The organism is Bradyrhizobium sp. MI1.4 (assembly GCF_055811315.1).
The window spans coordinates 1-18,368 of record NZ_JBVVPP010000038.1 but is presented as its reverse complement, the minus strand read 5'-3'; the positions used below and the strand labels follow the sequence as shown (position 1 = coordinate 18,368).

The window sequence follows — 18,368 nt, the reverse complement described above, 5'->3', positions numbered from 1 at the left end:
TAGCTGTACAAGATCTGGCTATATTTGATTGAATATGCGGACAAAATACCAACAGCCGCTTACCTTTGCCGGGTTTGCACCACCACCGCGGCAAAATCGCGGCCTAAACCCGTGCGTCACACGGAAGCGGGTCTTTTACCGGCGGGATAGACCCGATATGAATGCGGCTTGCTCGAGATCGCCGCGTACGGAGGAAGTCCATGGCAGCCAAGACGAAATTCCGGGGATCGTTCACCGCCTTGGTCACGCCGTTCAAGAACGGCTCGCTGGACGAGGCGGCGTTCCGCTCCCTGGTCAACTGGCAGATTTCGGAGGGCACCAACGGCCTGGTCCCGGTCGGCACCACCGGCGAAAGCCCGACGCTGAGCCATGACGAGCACAAGAAGGTCGTCGAATGGTGCATCGAGGAAGCGAAAGGCCGCGTGCCTGTCGTCGCCGGCGCCGGCTCCAACTCGACCAAGGAGGCGATCGAGCTCGCCCGGCACGCTGAAAAGGCGGGCGCCAACGCGGTTCTGGTCGTGACGCCCTACTACAACAAGCCGACCCAGGAAGGCATGTACCAGCACTTCAAGGCGATCAACGACGCGATCGGGATTCCGATCATCATCTACAACATCCCGCCGCGTTCGGTGATCGACATGTCGGTCGACACCATGGCGCGGCTGTGGGAGCTGAAGAACATCGCCGGCGTCAAGGACGCCACTGCCAGCATGGTTCGCGTCTCGCAGCAGCGCGCGGCAATGGGCGAGGACTTCAACCAGCTCTCCGGCGAGGATGCGACCATCCTGGGTTACATGGCCCATGGCGGCCATGGCTGCATCTCGGTGACCTCGAACGTCGCGCCGCGGCTGTGCTCGGAGTTCCAGGCCGCCTGGGCGAAGGGCGACCATGCCACCGCGCTGAAGCTGCACGACAAGCTGATGCCGCTGCACAACAACCTCTTCATCGAGAGCAATCCGGCGCCGATCAAGTACGCGCTGTCGCTGCTCGGCAAGCTGGACGAGACGTTGCGGCTGCCGATGGTGCCGGTCACCGAGCCGACCCGCGTTGCCGTGCGCAGCGCAATGGTTCATGCCGGCCTCATCAACTGACGCGCTGGCCGATCGGGGAGCTTTCATGGCGATCGAGGAAAGAGGCACGCGGATGCTCAGGGAGTTCCGCGAGTTCGCCATGAAGGGCAACGTCGTCGACCTCGCGGTCGGCGTCATCATCGGCGCGGCCTTCGGCGCCATCGTCACATCGCTGGTGGGCGACGTGATCATGCCGATCATCGGTGCGGCCACCGGCGGTCTCGACTTCTCGAACTACTTCACGCCGCTTTCGAGCAAGGTCACCGCCGCAAATCTCGCGGACGCGAAAAAACAGGGCGCCGTCTTGGCTTGGGGCAACTTCCTCACGCTGACGATCAACTTCATCATCATTGCCTTCGTGCTGTTCCTGGTGATCCGTGCCATGAACAAGTTGAAGCGCAAGGACGAGGCGGAACCTGCCGCTCCGCCGAAGCCGTCGGCCGAGGTCGAGCTGCTGACCGAAATCCGCGATCTCCTCAAGAAGTCTTGACGCGCGGGCTTCATCCAAACTGTTAGCGTCCTCGCGCATCTCAATCAGGTTTGTCTCGCATGGCCGACAAGAACGAACGTCCGATCAAGGTCATGGCGGAAAATCGCAAGGCCCGCTTCAACTATGCGATCGAGGATACGATCGAGGTCGGCATTGCGCTGACCGGCACCGAGGTCAAGTCGATCCGCAACGGCAAGAGCACGATCGCGGAATCCTACGCCGATTCCAAGGACGGCGAGATCTGGCTGATCAACGCCACCATCCCGGAATATCTCCAGGGCAACCGCTTCAATCACGAGCCCAAGCGGCCGCGAAAACTGCTGCTGCATCGCAAGCAGATCAACAAGCTGATGGGCGCGGTCGACCGCGAAGGCATGACGCTGATCCCGCTCAAGCTTTACTTCAACGAGCGTGGTCGCGCTAAATTGCAGCTCGCGGTTGCAAAGGGCAAGAAGCTGCACGACAAGCGCGAGTCCGAGAAGAAGCGCGACTGGAGCCGGGAGAAGGGCCGCCTGATGCGGGCGAGGGGATAGCAGGATGACTCAGAGAAACCTGCTCGAGGTCGATTGGACCCGGATTCCCGCCCCTGCGGACGACGGCGGCGCCGCGCACCTGAAAGGCATGACGCTGCCGCCGGTCAGCCTGCTCGCCACTGACGACACGTCAGTTGCGCTGTCGGGGCTGCGTGGCCGGACCGTGGTGTTCGCCTATCCGCGCACCGGCGAGCCCGGCAAGATCGCGCTGGTCGACGATTGGGACATGATCCCGGGCGCGCGCGGCTGCACGCCGCAGACTTGCGCGTTTCGCGATCTGTTCGCCGAGCTGAAGGCCGCCGGCGCCGCGCAGGTGTTCGGCCTCTCGACCCAGAGCAACGCGTACCAGACCGAGATGGCCTCGCGGCTGCATCTGCCGTTCCCGGTGCTCTCGGACGAGAAGCTGGCGCTCACGCGCGCCCTGAATTTGCCGACCATGGAGGTTGCGGGCCTGACGCTGATCAAGCGCCTTGCGCTGATCGTCGACGACGCCAGGATCACGCATGTGTTCTATCCGGTGTTTCCGCCCGACCGGAACGCCGGCGATGTGCTGGACTGGCTGAAGGCCAATCCGGCCAAAGGCTTGTCTAGGGATTAGTCGAGGTCGGCCTTCACCTTCGCGAACACGGAGCGGAACATGTCCGGCGTCAGCACGCGGGTGTTCGTGTTGTAGCGGGAGCAGTGATAGCTGTCGTAGAGCCTGAATGCGCCGGCCTGATGCACGGCGCCGTGGCCGAAGGGGGCTTGCGATCCCTTCAGGTTCAGCGGCTTGAGCACGGTGTCGTGCGCAATGCGCCCGAGGGCGACGATCGCGCGCAGGTTCGGCATCGTTGCGAGATTCGCGGCGAGAAACTGCCGGCAGGTGTTGATCTCGACCGGCAGCGGCTTGTTCTGCGGCGGCACGCAATGCACCGCATTGGCGATCCGGCAGTCGACCAGCTTCAGGCCGTCGTCGGGACGCGCCCGATATTGGCCCTTGGCGAATCCGTATTCGAGCAGCGTGGTGTAGAGCAGGTCGCCGGCATAATCGCCGGTGAAGGGACGGCCGGTGCGGTTGGCGCCCTGCATCCCCGGCGCAAGGCCGACGATCAGCAGGCGCGCCTTGATGTCGCCGAAAGGCGCAACCGGTGCATTGTGCCACAATGGCTCGCGCGCGCGGTTCGCCTCGCGAAAGGCGACCAGGCGCGGACAGAGCGGACAGTCACGGTCGGGGACGAGGCTGAGAGGCTGGCGGCTTGACCGGGCCGCCTCACTCCTCGAAGTCGTCATCGCCCCTCGCCGGCGCCATCGTGGTTGCGCGCTGGAGGAACTGCGGAGCGTGGTGGCGCGCCTCGCGGTCGCCGCGGTCACGCGGGGCGGGGCGTTCGGACGGGTCGCGACCGAGCTTGGACTGCAGCTCGACGAGGTCGGTGAAGACGTCGGCCTGCCGGCGCAGCTCGTCGGCGATCATCGGCGGCTGGCTGGCGATCGTGGAAATCACGGTGACCCGCACGCCGCGGCGCTGAACGGCCTCGACCAGAGAGCGGAAGTCGCCGTCGCCCGAGAACAGCACCATCTGGTCGATGTGCTCGGCGAGCTCCATGGCGTTCACGGCGAGCTCGATGTCCATGTTGCCCTTGACCTTGCGGCGGCCGGAGGCGTCGATGAACTCCTTGGTCGCCTTGGTGACGACGGTGTAGCCGTTGTAGTCGAGCCAGTCGATCAGCGGCCGGATCGAGGAGTACTCCTGATCCTCGATGATCGCGGTGTAGTAGAACGCCCTAAGTAGCGTCCCGCGGCTCTGAAACTCCTTCAGCAGGCGCTTGTAATCGATGTCGAAGCCCAGAGTTTTTGCCGTCGCGTAGAGATTGGCTCCATCGATGAAGAGCGCGATCTTGTCGGTAGAGGAAGGTGACATTCAGTTTGCTCGCGTAGAGTTCGTGATTGATCGTTTATTGTTGGCGCGGCGACAGCAAGCCGCGCGCTTCTAAAGTCCCGCCGAAACCCGTCGAAACCGCAAATCCGGAGAAGTCGGGGCAATCAAGGTATAGTTATGGCCAACTTGCACATACCCGGCGCCGCCCTCGCCGGCGGCCCGGGTAACCACCCATCCCAGCGCCAATGTGGGGGTAGCAGAGCCGTTTGGCGAGGCCAAATCACAAATTGGCCTTGCGAAACCCTCCCGGTCCCTATAACTACCGGCATTCATCCACATATTTCGTCCCACCCACAACGGAGCGACAGTCGATGGCTCGCGTCACCGTAGAAGATTGTATCGACAAGGTCGACAACCGGTTTGACCTGGTCCTGCTGGCCGCCCACCGCGCCCGCATGATTTCGTCTGGTTCACAACTAACGGTTGACCGTGATAACGACAAGAACCCTGTTGTGTCTTTGCGCGAAATTGCTGAGACCACCATTTCGCCGGAGGACCTCCGCGAGGAGCTGGTGCACTCGCTGCAGAAGTTCGTCGAGGTCGACGAGCCCGAGCCTGACACTGTGCCGCTGATCGGTTCCGCCGGTGCAAGCGTGGATGCAGACGATACCGAAGTCGCCGTTGAGCGCATGACGGAAGAAGAGCTCCTGAAGGGTCTCGAAGGCCTCGCGCCGCCCGAGGAGCAACCCGAGGAAGACGAGTAAATCGTCCCGTCGCGCTCATCGACTTCTTTGTGATCTGATCAAAGGCCCGAACCGTTGTTCGGGCCTTTGCTTTTGTTGGCGTTTTCGTGGTTACCATAGCGTCGTCGGTTCGCGCCTGTCCCTGTCACTGAATTGATCGGACACGCGCGCGATCGGAGCTAAGATGTATACAACGGGCTCTGTCGTGGTCCGTTTGAAGGCAGGACGGCATGGTATATCGACGCCGCACACCAACGCAGATGCAGGCCGCAACCGAATCGGTTGCCGTGGCCCCGACTGCGCCGGTGGCGCGCCCGGCGAAGCCTCGCGCACGCATGATGCGTCAATATGACCTCGTCGAGCGCGTCAGGTCCTACAATCCCAACACCGACGAAGATCTGCTGAACCGCGCCTATGTCTACGCCATGAAGGCGCACGGCTCGCAGACCCGCGCCTCGGGCGACCCGTACTTCTCCCATCCGCTCGAAGTGGCGGCGATTCTCACCGACCTGAAACTCGACGACGCCACCATCGTGGCTGCGCTGCTCCACGACACGATCGAGGACACCGAAGCGACGCGGGCCGAGATCGACCAGATCTTCGGGCCCGAGATCGGCGCGCTGGTCGAAGGGCTGACCAAGCTGAAGCGGCTGGAGCTGGTGTCGCGGGAGGCCAAACAGGCCGAGAATCTGCGCAAATTGTTGCTGGCCATTGCCGACGACGTCCGCGTGCTCCTGGTGAAGCTCGCCGATCGCCTGCACAACATGCGCACGCTGGACTTCGTGCCGACGGAATCGCGACGGCGCATTGCCGAGGAGACGCTCGATATCTATGCGCCGCTGGCCGGGCGCATGGGCATGCAGGAAATGCGCGAGGAGCTGGAGGACCTGTCGTTCCGGACCCTCGACCCGGAAGCCTATTCGGTGGTGATGCAGCGGCTCGATGCGCTGGCGGAGCGCAACCGCAATCTGATCGGCGAAATCGAGGACCAGCTCTCCAACAATCTGCGCCACCGGGGCTTGGGCGCGCGGGTCTATGGCCGCCGCAAGAAGCCATTCTCGATCTGGACCAAGATGGAGCGGAAGTCGGTCGGCTTCGAGCAATTGTCCGACATCTTCGGCTTCCGCGTCGTCGTCAACGACATCGAGGCCTGCTATCGCGCGCTCGGCATCGTCCACACGAACTGGCCGGTCGTGCCCGGGCGGTTCAAGGACTACATCTCGACGCCGAAGCAGAACGACTATCGCTCGATCCACACCACCGTGATCGGCCCCGGCAACCAGCGCGTCGAGTTGCAAATCCGCACCGAGGCGATGGACCAGATCGCCGAGCGCGGCATCGCCGCGCACGTGTTCTACAAGGAAGGCGTGGGCTCGCCGACCGAATTCCTCAAGCGCGAGTCCAATGCGTTCGCCTGGTTGCGCCACACCATCGGCATCCTCTCGGAGAGCGCCAACCCCGAGGAATTCCTCGAGCACACCAAGCTCGAGCTGTTCCACGACCAGGTGTTCTGCTTCACCCCAAAGGGCAAGCTGATTGCGCTGCCGCGCCATGCCAACGTGATCGACTTCGCCTATGCCGTGCATACCGACGTCGGCAACAGCGCGGTGGGCTGCAAGATCAACGGCCAGTTTGCGCCGCTGTCCTCGGAGCTCCAGAATGGCGACGAGGTCGAGGTGCTGACCTCCGAAGCGCAAGCGGCGCCGCCGTCCGCCTGGGAAACGCTCGCGGTCACCGGCAAGGCGCGCGCCGCAATCCGCCGCGCCACCAGGACTGCGGTGCGCGATCAATATGTCGGTCTCGGCCGGCGCATCGTCGAGCGCCTGTTCGAGCGCGCCAAGATCGAATATGCCGACGACAAGCTCAAGGGCGCGCTGCCGCGGCTGGCACGAACCTCGATCGAGGACGTCATGGCGGCTGTGGGACGCGGCGAGATCAAGGCCTCCCACGTCGCGCGTGCGATGTATCCCGACTACAAGGAGGAGCGCATCGCGCGCTACGGCGTCAAGAAGGGGCTTGCCGGCAAGCTCAAGGAGAAGTCGTTCGAACCGCCGCGCACCCCGGTCGCGATTCCGATCCGCGGCATCAATTCCGACCTGCCGGTGAAGTTTGCGCCGAATGGCGGCGCAGTGCCCGGCGACCGCATCGTCGGCATCGTCACGCCGGGCGAGGGCATCACCATCTACCCAATCCAGGCGCCGGCCCTGAAGGATTTCGAAGAAGAGCCGGAGCGCTGGCTCGACGTGCGCTGGGACATCGAGGACTCCGCGCCGCAGCGCTTCCCGGCCCGCATCAAGGTCGAGAATGTCAACGAACCCGGCGCGCTGGCGCAGATCGCGACCGTGATCGCCGAGCACGACGGCAACATCGACAACATCAGCATGCAGCGCCGCTCACCGGACTTCACGGAGACGACGATCGATCTCGAAGTCTACGATCTCAAGCATTTGAGCGCGATCCTGGCCCAGCTGCGCGCGAAGGCGGTCGTCGCCCGCGCCGAACGTGTTAATGGATAGACGCCTTCCGTCATGGTCCATTCCTATGATTCCGTGAGTCCTGAAATGCCTGCACCTCCGCTCCGCCTCGGCGTCAATGTCGACCATGTCGCGACTCTGCGTAACGCGCGCAGCGGCCGCAATCCCGATCCGGTGCGCGCGGCGCTGCTGGCGATCGAGGCCGGCGCCGACGGCATCACCGCTCATTTGCGCGAGGATCGCCGGCACATCCGCGACGAGGACATGGCGCGGCTGAAAGCCGAGATCTCCAAGCCGCTTAATTTCGAGATGGCGGCGACCGAGGACATGATGCGTATTTCGCTCGCCACCAGGCCGCATGCGGTGTGCCTCGTGCCGGAGCGGCGCCAGGAGGTGACGACCGAAGGCGGGCTCGACGTCGTCGGCCAGCACAATGCGCTGGCGCCTTATATCGCGCGGCTGAACGATGCCGGCATCCGGGTGTCGCTGTTCATCGCGGCCGATCCCGCCCAGATCGAGACGGCGGCGCGGCTGCGCGCACCCGTGATCGAGATCCACACCGGCGCCTGGTGCGACGCCGTCGTCGAGGGTCACGCCGACAAGGCCGAGGCCGAATGGCGGCGGATCGTGGCAGGGGCGAAGCTGGCGAAAGAAGCAGGGCTGGAGGTTCACGCCGGACACGGGCTGGACTACGCGACAGCGGAGACGATCGCCGGCTTGCCGGACATCATGGAACTCAACATCGGCTACTACATGATCGGCGAAGCCCTGTTCGTCGGTCTCGCCGAGACGGTTCGCAGCATGCGCGCGGCGATGGACCGCGGCCGGAGCCGGGCATGATCATCGGCATCGGCTCCGATCTGATCGACATCACCCGGGTCGGCAAGGTGATCGACCGCCATGGCGAGCGCTTCCTCGACCGCATCTTCACCGCGGCCGAGCGGGCCAAGGCGGAGCGGCGCGCCAAGAACGAGAAGATGGTGGTGGCAACCTACGCCAAGCGCTTCGCCGCCAAGGAGGCCTGCTCCAAGGCACTCGGCACCGGCATCAGGCGCGGCGTGTGGTGGCGCGACATGGGGGTGGTCAACCTGCCGGGAGGGCGGCCAACCATGCAATTGACGGGCGGGGCGCTGGCCCGGCTCCAGGCCCTGACGCCCGAAGGGTTCGCGGCGCAGATCGACCTGTCGATCACCGACGACTGGCCGCTGGCACAGGCCTTCGTCATCATTTCGGCCGTGCCGCTGGCCAAACCCTGACGGTGCTCCGATAATTTTATAATTCGCATTCAAAATCAAGCGCTTATGCAGTTTTGACGCGATCCTTGATTGCGTGGCCTCCGACAACCGTCTAAAAGTCCGCGGACGCAAATCAGGCTGGGCGAATTCGGCTTTACGCCGGAATTGGCCCTCATTATCAGAATCAGGACAATCTCCTTGGGCCGCGAGCGATGGGCTGTTCGCGGGAGGAGGGCGCGCTGTGACCGCCCGCCGGAATTGAGAGAGCAATGAGCGTGACTTCAGGAACGAAAACTGAGAGCGGCATCGGCGAAACGATCCGGGTCGTGATCCACGCTCTCCTGATCGCTCTGGTGATCCGCACCTTCCTGTTTCAGCCGTTCAACATCCCATCCGGCTCGATGAAGGCGACACTGCTGGTCGGCGACTATCTGTTCGTCTCGAAATATTCCTACGGCTACAGCCATTACTCGATCCCGTTCTCGCCGCCGCTGTTCTCGGGGCGGATCTGGGGCTCGGACCCGAACCGCGGCGACATCGTCGTATTCCGCCTGCCGAAGGACGATTCCACCGACTACATCAAGCGCGTGATCGGCCTGCCCGGCGACCGCATCCAGATGCGGGACGGGCTGCTCTACATCAACGACACGCCGGTCGAGCGGCAGCGCATGAGCGAATTTGTCGGCGAGGACCCCTGCGGCGCCGAAGGCAGCGGCGTCTCCCGGGTGAAGCGCTGGAAGGAAACGCTCCCGAATGGCGTGTCCTACGAGACGCTGGACTGCGCCGACAACGGCTACGTCGACAACACCAACGTCTACACCGTGCCGACCGGCCACTTCTTCATGATGGGCGACAACCGCGACAACTCCACCGACAGTCGCTTCCTCGGCCAGGTCGGCTACGTGCCGCAGGAGAATTTGATCGGGCGCGCCCAGATGATCTTCTTCTCGATCGCCGAAGGCGAGCATGCCTGGATGTTCTGGCGCTGGCCCTGGGCGGTGCGCTGGAATCGCTTCTTCAAAATCGTCCGATGAAAGACGAAGCCAAGGACATCGCGATCCTACCGACCGAGGCGCAAGCGGGCCCCGACGGCGAAGCTGCGACCAAGACTCTTGATACCAAGACCCTTGAGGTCAAGACGCCTGAGATCAAGACGCCCGCAAAGAAGAAGCGGGTGCGGAGCAGCAAGGTCAGGGGCTCGGATGCGAATGCGGGGCTCGAGGCACGCATCGGCTACAGCTTTGCCGATCCGAACCTCTTGATGCAGGGCGTCACGCATGTCTCCGCGCTGAAGTCCGGGCGCAAGCGCGGCGACAGCTATCAGCGACTGGAATTCCTCGGCGACCATGTGCTCGGGCTCGTCGTCTCCGACATGCTCTATCACGCCTTCCCGAACGCCGACGAAGGCGAGCTGTCCAAGCGACTTGCCGAACTGGTGCGCAAGGAGAGCTGCGCCGATGTCGCCAAGTCGCTCGGTCTGCTCGACGACATCAAGCTCGGCTCGGTCGGCTCCAGCGCCGACGCGCGCCTGCGCAAGAGCGTGCTCGGCGACATCTGCGAAGCCGTGATCGGCGCCGTGTTTCTAGACGGCGGCTACGCGGCAGCGGCCGATTTCGTCAAGCGCAACTGGACCGAGCGCATGCACAAGCCGCGACGTCCCTTGCGCGATCCCAAGACCGTTCTCCAGGAATGGGCACAGGGCAAGGGATTGCCGACGCCGGTTTATCGCGAGGTCGAGCGCACCGGCCCGCATCACGATCCGCAATTCCGCGTCGCGGTCGACCTGCCGGGGCTGGCACCGGCGGAAGGCATCGGCGGCAGCAAGCGCGCGGCAGAGAAAGTGGCAGCTTCAGTGATGATCGAACGTGAAGGCGTTGGCGGCGGCAATGATGGTTGAAGCAAGCGGCGAGGCGCCCACTGCCACGCGCTGCGGCTTCGTCGCGCTGATCGGCGCGCCGAATGTCGGCAAATCCACGCTGGTCAATGCGCTGGTCGGGGCCAAGGTCACGATCGTCTCGCGTAAGGTGCAGACCACGCGCGCGCTGATCCGCGGCATCGTGATCGAGAACAACGCGCAGATCATCCTGGTCGATACGCCCGGAATCTTCCTGCCCAAGCGCCGGCTCGACCGCGCCATGGTCTCGACCGCCTGGAGCGGCGCGCATGACGCCGACCTCGTCTGCGTGCTGCTGGATGCCAAGGCCGGCATCGACGAGGAAGCGGAGGCAATCCTCACCAAGGTCGCCAGCGTCAAGCACGAGAAGATTTTGGTCATCAACAAAGTCGACCTGGTCCAGCGCGAGAAGCTGCTGGCGCTGGCGCAGGCTGCCAACGAGCGCATGGCCTTCGCAAAGACGTTCATGATCGCGGCGATCTCCGGCGACGGCGTCGATGACCTCAGGCGTACACTGTCCGAGATCGTACCGCCGGGGCCGTTCCTCTATCCCGAAGACCAGATGTCGGACGCGCCGATGCGGCAGCTCGCGGCCGAGATCACGCGCGAGAAGATCTTTCGCAAACTGCACCAGGAACTGCCCTACCAGTCCACCGTCGAGACCGACAAGTGGGAAGAACGCAAGGACAAGTCGGTGCGCATCGAGCAGACGATTTTCGTCGAGCGCGAAAGCCAGCGCAAGATCGTGCTCGGCGCCGGTGGCGCCACCATCAAGTCGATCGGCGCGGACTCGCGCAAGGAGATCGGCGAGATCCTGGGCGTGCCGGTGCACCTGTTCCTGTTCGTCAAGGTGCGCGAGAACTGGAGCGACGATCCCGATCGCTACCGCGAGATGGGCCTGGAATTTCCCAAAGAATAACCAAGAAAAGATCGGTCGACGATGAGCGTACCCAGCAACGTACGGCGCTTCGAAGCGTTGCTCTATGCATCGTTGATGCTGGATGCCTTGTCGGTGGCGGTGCAGGACCGCACGCCGACTGCCGAGATGACCGAACAGATGATCATGACGTCGTCGCTGCTCGCCGGCGGCATGATCCTGCTGCTGGTGTATTTCGTCCGGCTGGCCGCGCACGGGCGCAAGAACTGGCCGCGCTGGGTGCTGGCGGCAGCGCTCGTGCTGTCGGTGATCTCGCTCGGCCAGATCATCGGCGAGAAAGGCATGGAACTCGACAGCGCCATCGAGATCGTCTCCTGCGTGCTGACCGCGATGGGATTGTATTTCTCGTTCCGCGGCGACGCGCAGGGCTGGTTCAACGCGTGAGGCCGTGTCGGGTGGATTGGCGGCGCGCAATTCACCTTCCAGGCGTGCCCCCGCGATTGGCCGATTAGGCCTTCGGCCAATCCGCCCTACGATTGAAGACCGGAATCCGCTAGACTTCACCGATGGAATGGACCGACGAAGGCATCGTGCTGGGGGTGCGGCGGCATGGCGAGAGCAGCGCCATCGTCGAGTTGCTAACCCGTGCCCACGGCCGCCATCTCGGTCTCGTCCGCGGCGGCGCCGGCTCTCGGATGCGTCCGTTGCTGCAGCCCGGCAACAGCCTCCGCGTGGTATGGCGGGCGCGGCTCGACGAGCATCTCGGCACCTATGCCATCGAGGGCCTCAAGCTGCGGGCGGCGACGCTGCTGGGATCATCCCACGGCGTCTACGGCATCACCCATCTCGCCTCTATCGCGCGGTTGCTGCCGGAGCGCGATCCGCACGAAAACCTCCTGGCGCTGCTCGAACATTCGCTGGACGATTTCGACGACATCGGCAGCGCGGCCGTGCACGTGATCCATTTCGAACTGGCAATGCTCACCGAACTCGGCTTCGGGCTGGCGCTGGAAAACTGCGCGGTGACAGGAGAGACCACCGACCTGATCTACGTCTCGCCCAAATCCGGCGGCGCGGTGTCCCGCGGGGCGGGCGAGCCGTGGCGCGACCGCCTGTTGCGGCTGCCGCCGTTCCTGCGCCAAAGCGAGGTGCAGGGCGACCTCACCGATCAGGATCTCCAGGACGGCTTTCGACTGACCGGCCTGTTCCTGCTGCGCCACGTGCTGGAACCACGCGGGCAAGGCCATTCCGATGCGCGGGCAGGCTTCATCAACGCGCTGACGCGACAGCAGGCAAAGGCCGCCATTCCCGCGCCATGAGCTTGGCGCGGCTCTGCGTTGCCTCAGTGGACCAGCCCTTGCTGGAACCAAACTCGGTTCCCCGGACTTGCCATTTTGGGTTCCAACCGGGGATAGCCTCATGCTGATCAAGGGACTTGTGATATCGGCAGCGCTGATTGCGCTGGCGCCGGACGCCCTCGCGGGTGAGCAGCCGGGCGTCTTTCGCCGTGCTTCCTGTACCGTCGTCAGATTCTATGTGGCTAAATATTCCGCTGCAGCCGCAGAGGCATGGGCACGGTCCAAAGGCGCGACGGAGGCCGAGATCGACACCGCGCGGCGGTGCCTGACCAATGCCCCGGCCACCACGCAGGCTAAAGCCGCGCCACCCACCCAGACCTTCACCGCAGGCTGGGCCGGCCAGTAGGCCGCCACAGGGAACCAATCGATCCTTGCCCGATTCGCTTCCACGGTTTAACCGGGCGGCATGGGAAAACGATTGATTCCGCCGGAGGAACCGGCCGAAATTCACGAGGTGCCGCTGCGTGAGGCGTTGGAAGAGCGCTATCTCGCCTACGCGCTCTCCACCATCATGCACCGCGCGCTGCCGGATGCGCGCGACGGCCTGAAGCCGGTACACCGGCGCATCCTGTATGGCATGCGGCTGCTCCGGCTCGACCCGGGCACGGCATTCAAGAAGTCCGCCAAAATCGTCGGCGACGTGATGGGCTCGTTCCATCCGCATGGCGACCAGGCGATCTACGACGCCATGGTGCGCCTGGCGCAGGACTTCTCCTCGCGCTACCCGCTGGTCGACGGCCAGGGCAATTTCGGCAATATCGACGGCGATAATCCCGCCGCCTATCGCTACACCGAAGCGCGCATGACCGACGTCGCGCGGCTTCTGCTCGACGGAATCGATGAGGACGGGGTCGAATTCCGCCCCAATTACGACGGCCAGTCGAAAGAGCCGATCGTGCTGCCCGGCGGCTTCCCGAATCTGCTCGCCAATGGCGCGCAAGGTATCGCAGTCGGCATGGCGACCTCGATCCCGCCGCACAACGCCGCCGAGCTCTGCGACGCCGCGCTGCATCTGATCGAGAAGCCCGACGCGAAGTCGAAGGCCTTGCTGAAATGGGTCAAGGGTCCGGACTTTCCAACCGGCGGCATCTGCGTCGATTCCAAGCAGGCGATCGCTGAAGCCTACACCACCGGTCGCGGTTCGTTTCGCGTCCGCTCCCGATGGGAGCAGGAAGAGGGCGCGCGCGGCACCTGGGTCGTCGTCGTCACCGAGATACCCTTTCTGGTGCAGAAGTCCCGGCTGATCGAGAAGATCGCCGAGCTGCTGGACCAGAAGAAGCTGCCGCTGGTCGGCGATATCAGGGACGAGTCGGCCGAAGACGTTCGCATCGTGATCGAGCCGAAATCGAAGAACGTCGATCCCGCGCTGATGATGGAATCGCTGTTCCGGCTGACCGAGCTCGAAAACAAGATTCCGCTGAACCTCAACGTGCTGATCAAGGGCCGCATTCCCAAAGTCGTGGGGCTCGCGGAGTGCTTGCGCGAATGGCTCGACCATCTGCGCGACGTGCTGATCCGTCGCACCAACCATCGCAAGGCCGAGATCGAGCGCCGGCTGGAGATCCTCGGCGGCTTGCTGATTGCCTATCTGAACATCGACGAGGTGATCAGGATCATCCGCAATGAGGACGAGCCGAAGCCGGCGCTGATCAAGGCGTTCAAGCTCGCCGAGGTGCAGGCCGAAGCCATCCTCAACATGCGGCTCCGAAGCCTGCGCAAGCTCGAGGAGATGGAGATCCGCGGCGAGGACAAGGATCTTCGCAAGGAGCTGAAGGGCATCGAGGGACTGCTGGCGTCCGAACCCGAGCAGTGGAAGAAAGTCGGCGAGCAGGTCGGCAAGGTTCGCGACATGTTCGGACCGAAGACCCCGCTCGGCAAGCGCCGCACCACCTTTGCCGACGCGCCAGAGCATGATCTCGCTGCGATCGAGGAGGCACTGGTCGAACGCGAGCCGGTGACGGTGGTGGTCTCCGACAAGGGCTGGATCCGCACTCTCAAGGGCCATGTCGAGGATCTCTCGGGGCTGGCCTTCAAGCAGGACGACAAGCTCGGATTCGCGTTCTTCGCGGAAACGACCTCGAAGCTGCTGCTGTTCGCCACCAACGGAAAATTCTACTCGCTCGATGTCGCAAAACTTCCGGGCGGCCGCGGTCATGGCGAGCCGATCCGCCAGTTCATCGATCTCGAGCCGGAGGCCGCGCCGGTCACGCTGTTCGTCAACAAGGGCGGACGCAGATTCCTGGTCGCGAGCCACGAGGGCCAAGGGTTCGTCGTCAGCGAGGACGATTGCGTCGGCACCACCAAGAAGGGCAAGCAGGTCCTCAACGTCGACATGCCGAACGAGGCGCGCACAGTCACCGAGGTGATCGGCGACACCGTCGCGGTCATCGGCGAGAACCGCAAGATGCTGGTGTTCCCGCTCGACCAGGTGCCGGAGATGGCGCGTGGCCGCGGTGTGCGTCTGCAGAAGTACAAGGACGGCGGCCTCTCCGACATTGCAGTGTTCGACGCCAAGACGGGCCTGACCTGGAAGGACTCCGCCGGCCGCGAATTCTCCGCGACCATGAAGGAGCTCGCCGAGTGGAAAGGCTCTCGCGCGGACGCCGGCCGTCTGCCGCCGAAGGGATTCCCGAAGTCGAACAAGTTCGGCAGGGGGATCGGGTAGTCGGGCGACAGTCTGGTTCCGCCGGTGCGCGCGGTCTGATACCGTCCGCCATCCCGGTGTTCTGGAACGTTGAGAAGTAGCGCGATGTACGATGTCATTGTTGTCGGCGGCGGCTCGGCCGGCGCTGCTGTTGCGGCGCGGCTCTCGGAAGATCCCGCACGGCGCGTCCTGCTGCTGGAGGCGGGTCTGGACTGGCGCGCCGACGAGGCGCCCTGGGAGGTGATGACGCCAAATCCCATCCCGATCATCCACAAGCGCGAGTACCAGGAGAAGTGGCAATGGCCGGATCTTCTGACGCGCCGTGTGGCCGGCCAGGAGCCGCGCTTCTACTGGCGCGGCAAGGGGCTCGGCGGCTCGTCGATGATGAACGGCCAGATCGCCATCCGCGGCGTCGCTGCTGCGTTCGACGAATGGGCCGCCAATGGCTGCACCGGCTGGTCGGCCACGGACGTGATGCCGTTGTTCTCGGTGATCGAGGATGATCTGGAATTCGGCGACGCCGCCGGCCACGGCCGCGGTGGACCGCTGCCGGTCTATCGCGCGCCGCCGGACAAATGGGGACCGATCGATCGCGGCTTGCGCGATGCGGCGCTGGCGAGCGGCTATCCCTGGTGCGCCGACGTCAACGGCCGGGACGGCGAGGGCGTCGCCTGCTATCCCATCAACAGCCGCGACAGCCGCCGCATCACCACCAACGAGGGTTATCTCGAGCCCGCGCGGGGCCGCGCCAATCTGGAAATTCGCGGGCATGCGCTGGTCGACAGCGTGCTGATCAGTGACGGACGGGCGACCGGCCTTCGCGTCCACATCGAGGGGCAGGGCACCCACGAGATCAGCGCACGCCAGATCGTGCTGTGCGCCGGCGCCATCCACAGTCCGGCAATCCTGCTGCGCTCGGGCATCGGACCTGCGGAGGAGCTGAAGGCGATGGGGATCGCGGTCGAGCGCAACCTGCCGGTCGGCAAGCACTTCTTCGACCATCCGCTGTTTCGCGCCACGATCCAGCTTCACGAAAACCTGCGGCCCGCCGACCCCGACACCCGCCACACCAATTGCTGCGTGACCTATTCGTCGGGCCTCGCCAACGGCGGCAAGCGCGACATGATCCTGATCGCCTTCAACCACCGCGGCATCGGTGTGCCGGGCGCGATCGGCGCCGGGCTGTTCAACGCGTATTCGCGTGGCACGCTCAAGCTGGCCTCGACCGATCCCACGATCGATCCTGTCGTCGAGGAGAACATGCTGGCCGATCCCCGCGACATGCTGCGCATGATGGATGCGGTGAGGCGGCTCGCCGTGATCACCGCCCAGCCGGCGCTATCAGGCATCGCCGACTGGATCCGGCTCGCAGACACGGATTTGAGCTTGCCCGAGGCTGCGGCCTTGCCCGATCACGAACTCGACGCGCTGCTGCGCCGTGAGACCGGCGATATCCAGCACGCCGCCGGCAGTTGCCGCATGACCGGCGTCAACGACGCCGACGGCGTGGTCAACCCTGACGGCACAGTGAAGGGTATCGCGGGCTTACGCGTTGCCGACGCCTCGATCATGCCATCGGATTGCCGGGCCAACACCCACTTCACGACGGTGGTGATCGGGGAAGCGATTGCGCGGATGATGCGTTGAGTTCAATCGCCCGTCCCGCCATGACGGTCTGACGAAACAGCACGCAGACGAAGACCTACCGCTCGACGGCCAGGCCGAACAGCGGTCGGAGCTGTGTCCCCAGAATGTTGCCGAGAAAAGCCGCAACCAGCCAGCACCAGCCATGCAGGCTGCCCGATGCGATCCCGCTGAAATAGGCGCCGATATTGCAGCCATAGGCGAGCCGGGCGCCATACCCGAGCAGCAGGCCGCCGATGATGGCGGCGAGGAGCGAGGATGCGGAGATGCGCCAGGTCGGATGGAATTTGCCGGCGAGGCCCGCGGCCAGCAACGCTCCGAGGATGATGCCGAAATCCATCACGGAGGTGATGTCGGCGAAGACGCTTTGCTGCAGCGATGGAGCGCGCGGGCCCTGCCAATAGGGCCATGACGCGACGTCGACGCCGACGCCCATCAGGATCTTCGATCCCCAGAGCGCGAAAGCGGAGGTGATGCCCCATGGGCGCCCTGCGAGATACAGCGTGGCGAAATTTCCGATCGCGAGCAGGATCGCGCCCCACAGCAGCGGCCACGGCCCCTGCATGAAGCGGCGTAGGCCTTGCAGCTTCGTCCGCGCTCCCGGCTCGAGTTCGCCGTGCCGGCCGATCTCGGCCCTGACGGTGGTGAGGTAGATCGCAGCCATCACGGCCCAGCAGAGCACGAGCGCCGGCAGCCATCCGAGCCGTTCGATCAACGAGACGGCGCCGATGTTCGGCAGCGCGCTCCACCACGGCAGATGCAACGCACCGAGCGTTGATCCGGCGATGAAGGCCGCCAGTGTCACCAGCATGCGGGTGTTGCCGCCGCCGGCGGTATAAAGCGTTCCCGACGCGCAGCCGCCGCCGAGCTGCATTCCAAGGCCGAACAGGAACGCCCCGGTCAGCATGCCCACGCCCACCGCGCCGAGCTCGCCATGCACGGCGACGCCGAACAGCGTACCTTGCGCGAGGGCCGGAAAGAACAGGGCCGTCGCCAGCGCCAGCATGACCATTTGCGCACGGAGACCGGCGCCCCGTCGCGCCACAATGAAGACGCGCCAGGCCGAGGTGAACCCGAACAGCGCATGATACAGCGTCAGGCCAAGTGCGCCTCCGAGAAGAAACAACAATCCCTGTTGCCACGAGATCGTGCCTGACAAGGCCGCTGCGCCCGCCAGAAGAATTGCCGCCGCGACAACGACGACCGTGAAATTGGCGCCGTGCCGGTCATTGTCAGGGGCAAGCAGTCGAGCATCGATAGATAGATCGGTCATGGCTCATCCAAGAAGCGGATTTCTTCGGCAGTGGGAGCTAACCGGGGCGAATTCTCCCCGTTCCAATCTTTCCACATTGGAACTGATGGGATCGCGCTAGGCTGTCATGCCCCGGCTCGACCGGGGCATCCAGTACGCCGCGGCTTCTCTTCTTAATCACGATCGTCTCGGAGTACTGGGTCGGCCCGGGGAGCCCCGCGCCCCCCCGCCCGGAGGGATGTATGGGGTTTGGGGCCGGAATAGAAGACAAAAAACCCCCAGAGGTTCGGGGGGAGCGG

The 18,368-nt window shown here is 64.4% G+C and carries 19 protein-coding genes; 16 read left to right on the top strand and 3 right to left on the bottom strand.

The features are described from left to right. The first annotated feature begins 200 nt into the window (after positions 1-200). Genes dapA through AC0L23_RS29050 form a run of 4 tightly spaced genes read left to right on the top strand, consistent with a single transcriptional unit; the run spans position 201 to position 2,691 of the window. Positions 201-1,091: a 4-hydroxy-tetrahydrodipicolinate synthase gene (gene dapA, locus AC0L23_RS29065; RefSeq protein ID WP_018458415.1), complete on the top strand. Its 891-nt coding sequence runs from the start codon at positions 201-203 to the stop codon at positions 1,089-1,091. A 52-nt stretch (positions 1,092-1,143) separates the two neighbouring features. Beyond that, positions 1,144-1,560: a large conductance mechanosensitive channel protein MscL gene (mscL, locus tag AC0L23_RS29060; protein WP_026233574.1), complete on the top strand. Its 417-nt coding sequence runs from the start codon at positions 1,144-1,146 to the stop codon at positions 1,558-1,560. 59 nt (positions 1,561-1,619) lie between these two features. Further along, on the top strand, positions 1,620-2,093 hold the full coding sequence (gene smpB / locus AC0L23_RS29055; RefSeq protein ID WP_007603387.1) for an SsrA-binding protein SmpB: 474 nt from the start codon (positions 1,620-1,622) through the stop codon (positions 2,091-2,093). A gap of 4 nt (positions 2,094-2,097) precedes the next feature. Beyond that, the gene (locus tag AC0L23_RS29050; protein WP_018458412.1) at positions 2,098-2,691 is read left to right on the top strand and encodes a peroxiredoxin; all 594 of its coding nucleotides are present in this window, start codon (positions 2,098-2,100) and stop codon (positions 2,689-2,691) included. Here AC0L23_RS29050 and AC0L23_RS29045 read toward each other — a convergent pair. Together AC0L23_RS29045 and AC0L23_RS29040 are read right to left on the bottom strand one after the other, a co-directional pair. After that, entirely contained in the window at positions 2,688-3,362 is a 675-nt protein-coding gene (locus AC0L23_RS29045; RefSeq protein WP_026233573.1) for a uracil-DNA glycosylase, read from the bottom strand. The two genes, AC0L23_RS29050 and AC0L23_RS29045, sit on opposite strands and share 4 nt — an antisense overlap. After that, positions 3,343-3,990: a LabA-like NYN domain-containing protein gene (locus AC0L23_RS29040; RefSeq protein WP_007603390.1), complete on the bottom strand. Its 648-nt coding sequence runs from the start codon at positions 3,988-3,990 to the stop codon at positions 3,343-3,345. The genes AC0L23_RS29045 and AC0L23_RS29040 overlap by 20 nt, the downstream gene beginning before the upstream one ends. A gap of 329 nt (positions 3,991-4,319) precedes the next feature. Between AC0L23_RS29040 and rpoZ the strand changes: the two genes are divergently transcribed. The 12 genes from rpoZ to AC0L23_RS28980 all read left to right on the top strand — a co-directional run bounded on the left by rpoZ (position 4,320) and on the right by AC0L23_RS28980 (position 16,820). After that, complete coding sequence (gene rpoZ / locus AC0L23_RS29035) at positions 4,320-4,712, top strand: DNA-directed RNA polymerase subunit omega (protein WP_007603391.1); 393 nt, start codon at positions 4,320-4,322, stop codon at positions 4,710-4,712. A 209-nt stretch (positions 4,713-4,921) separates the two neighbouring features. Further along, positions 4,922-7,207, top strand: a complete 2,286-nt coding sequence (locus tag AC0L23_RS29030) for a RelA/SpoT family protein (protein WP_026233572.1) — start codon at positions 4,922-4,924, stop codon at positions 7,205-7,207. Positions 7,208-7,252: 45 nt separating this feature from the next. Then, positions 7,253-8,005 carry a pyridoxine 5'-phosphate synthase gene (locus AC0L23_RS29025; protein ID WP_026233571.1) on the top strand — a complete coding sequence of 251 codons (753 nt, stop codon included), beginning with the start codon at positions 7,253-7,255 and terminating at the stop codon, positions 8,003-8,005. After that, positions 8,002-8,421: a holo-ACP synthase gene (acpS, locus tag AC0L23_RS29020; protein WP_007611179.1), complete on the top strand. Its 420-nt coding sequence runs from the start codon at positions 8,002-8,004 to the stop codon at positions 8,419-8,421. The genes AC0L23_RS29025 and acpS overlap by 4 nt, the downstream gene beginning before the upstream one ends. Positions 8,422-8,669: 248 nt before the next feature. Then, complete coding sequence (gene lepB / locus AC0L23_RS29015; protein WP_018458408.1) at positions 8,670-9,434, top strand: signal peptidase I; 765 nt, start codon at positions 8,670-8,672, stop codon at positions 9,432-9,434. Beyond that, complete coding sequence (gene rnc, locus AC0L23_RS29010; RefSeq protein ID WP_085353426.1) at positions 9,431-10,297, top strand: ribonuclease III; 867 nt, start codon at positions 9,431-9,433, stop codon at positions 10,295-10,297. The genes lepB and rnc overlap by 4 nt, the downstream gene beginning before the upstream one ends. Next, a complete protein-coding gene (gene era / locus AC0L23_RS29005; protein ID WP_085353425.1) occupies positions 10,287-11,213 on the top strand; it encodes a GTPase Era in 927 nt (308 codons plus the stop codon). Before rnc ends, era begins: the two co-directional genes overlap by 11 nt. A 21-nt stretch (positions 11,214-11,234) precedes the next feature. After that, a complete protein-coding gene (locus tag AC0L23_RS29000) occupies positions 11,235-11,615 on the top strand; it encodes a hypothetical protein (RefSeq protein ID WP_018458405.1) in 381 nt (126 codons plus the stop codon). A 122-nt stretch (positions 11,616-11,737) separates the two neighbouring features. Next, a complete protein-coding gene (gene recO, locus AC0L23_RS28995) occupies positions 11,738-12,490 on the top strand; it encodes a DNA repair protein RecO (protein WP_085353424.1) in 753 nt (250 codons plus the stop codon). 100 nt (positions 12,491-12,590) lie between these two features. Continuing rightward, positions 12,591-12,875, top strand: coding sequence for a hypothetical protein (locus AC0L23_RS28990; RefSeq protein ID WP_018458403.1), 285 nt, complete (start codon positions 12,591-12,593; stop codon positions 12,873-12,875). A 60-nt stretch (positions 12,876-12,935) separates the two neighbouring features. Then, positions 12,936-15,194, top strand: a complete 2,259-nt coding sequence (parC, locus tag AC0L23_RS28985; protein WP_247338490.1) for a DNA topoisomerase IV subunit A — start codon at positions 12,936-12,938, stop codon at positions 15,192-15,194. Between the two features lie 84 nt (positions 15,195-15,278). After that, on the top strand, positions 15,279-16,820 hold the full coding sequence (locus AC0L23_RS28980) for a GMC family oxidoreductase (RefSeq protein ID WP_473357615.1): 1,542 nt from the start codon (positions 15,279-15,281) through the stop codon (positions 16,818-16,820). Between the two features lie 55 nt (positions 16,821-16,875). Here the strand turns inward: AC0L23_RS28980 and AC0L23_RS28975 are convergent, their stop codons facing one another. Next, complete coding sequence (locus AC0L23_RS28975) at positions 16,876-18,090, bottom strand: YeeE/YedE family protein (protein WP_473357614.1); 1,215 nt, start codon at positions 18,088-18,090, stop codon at positions 16,876-16,878. Positions 18,091-18,368: the final 278 nt, after the last annotated feature.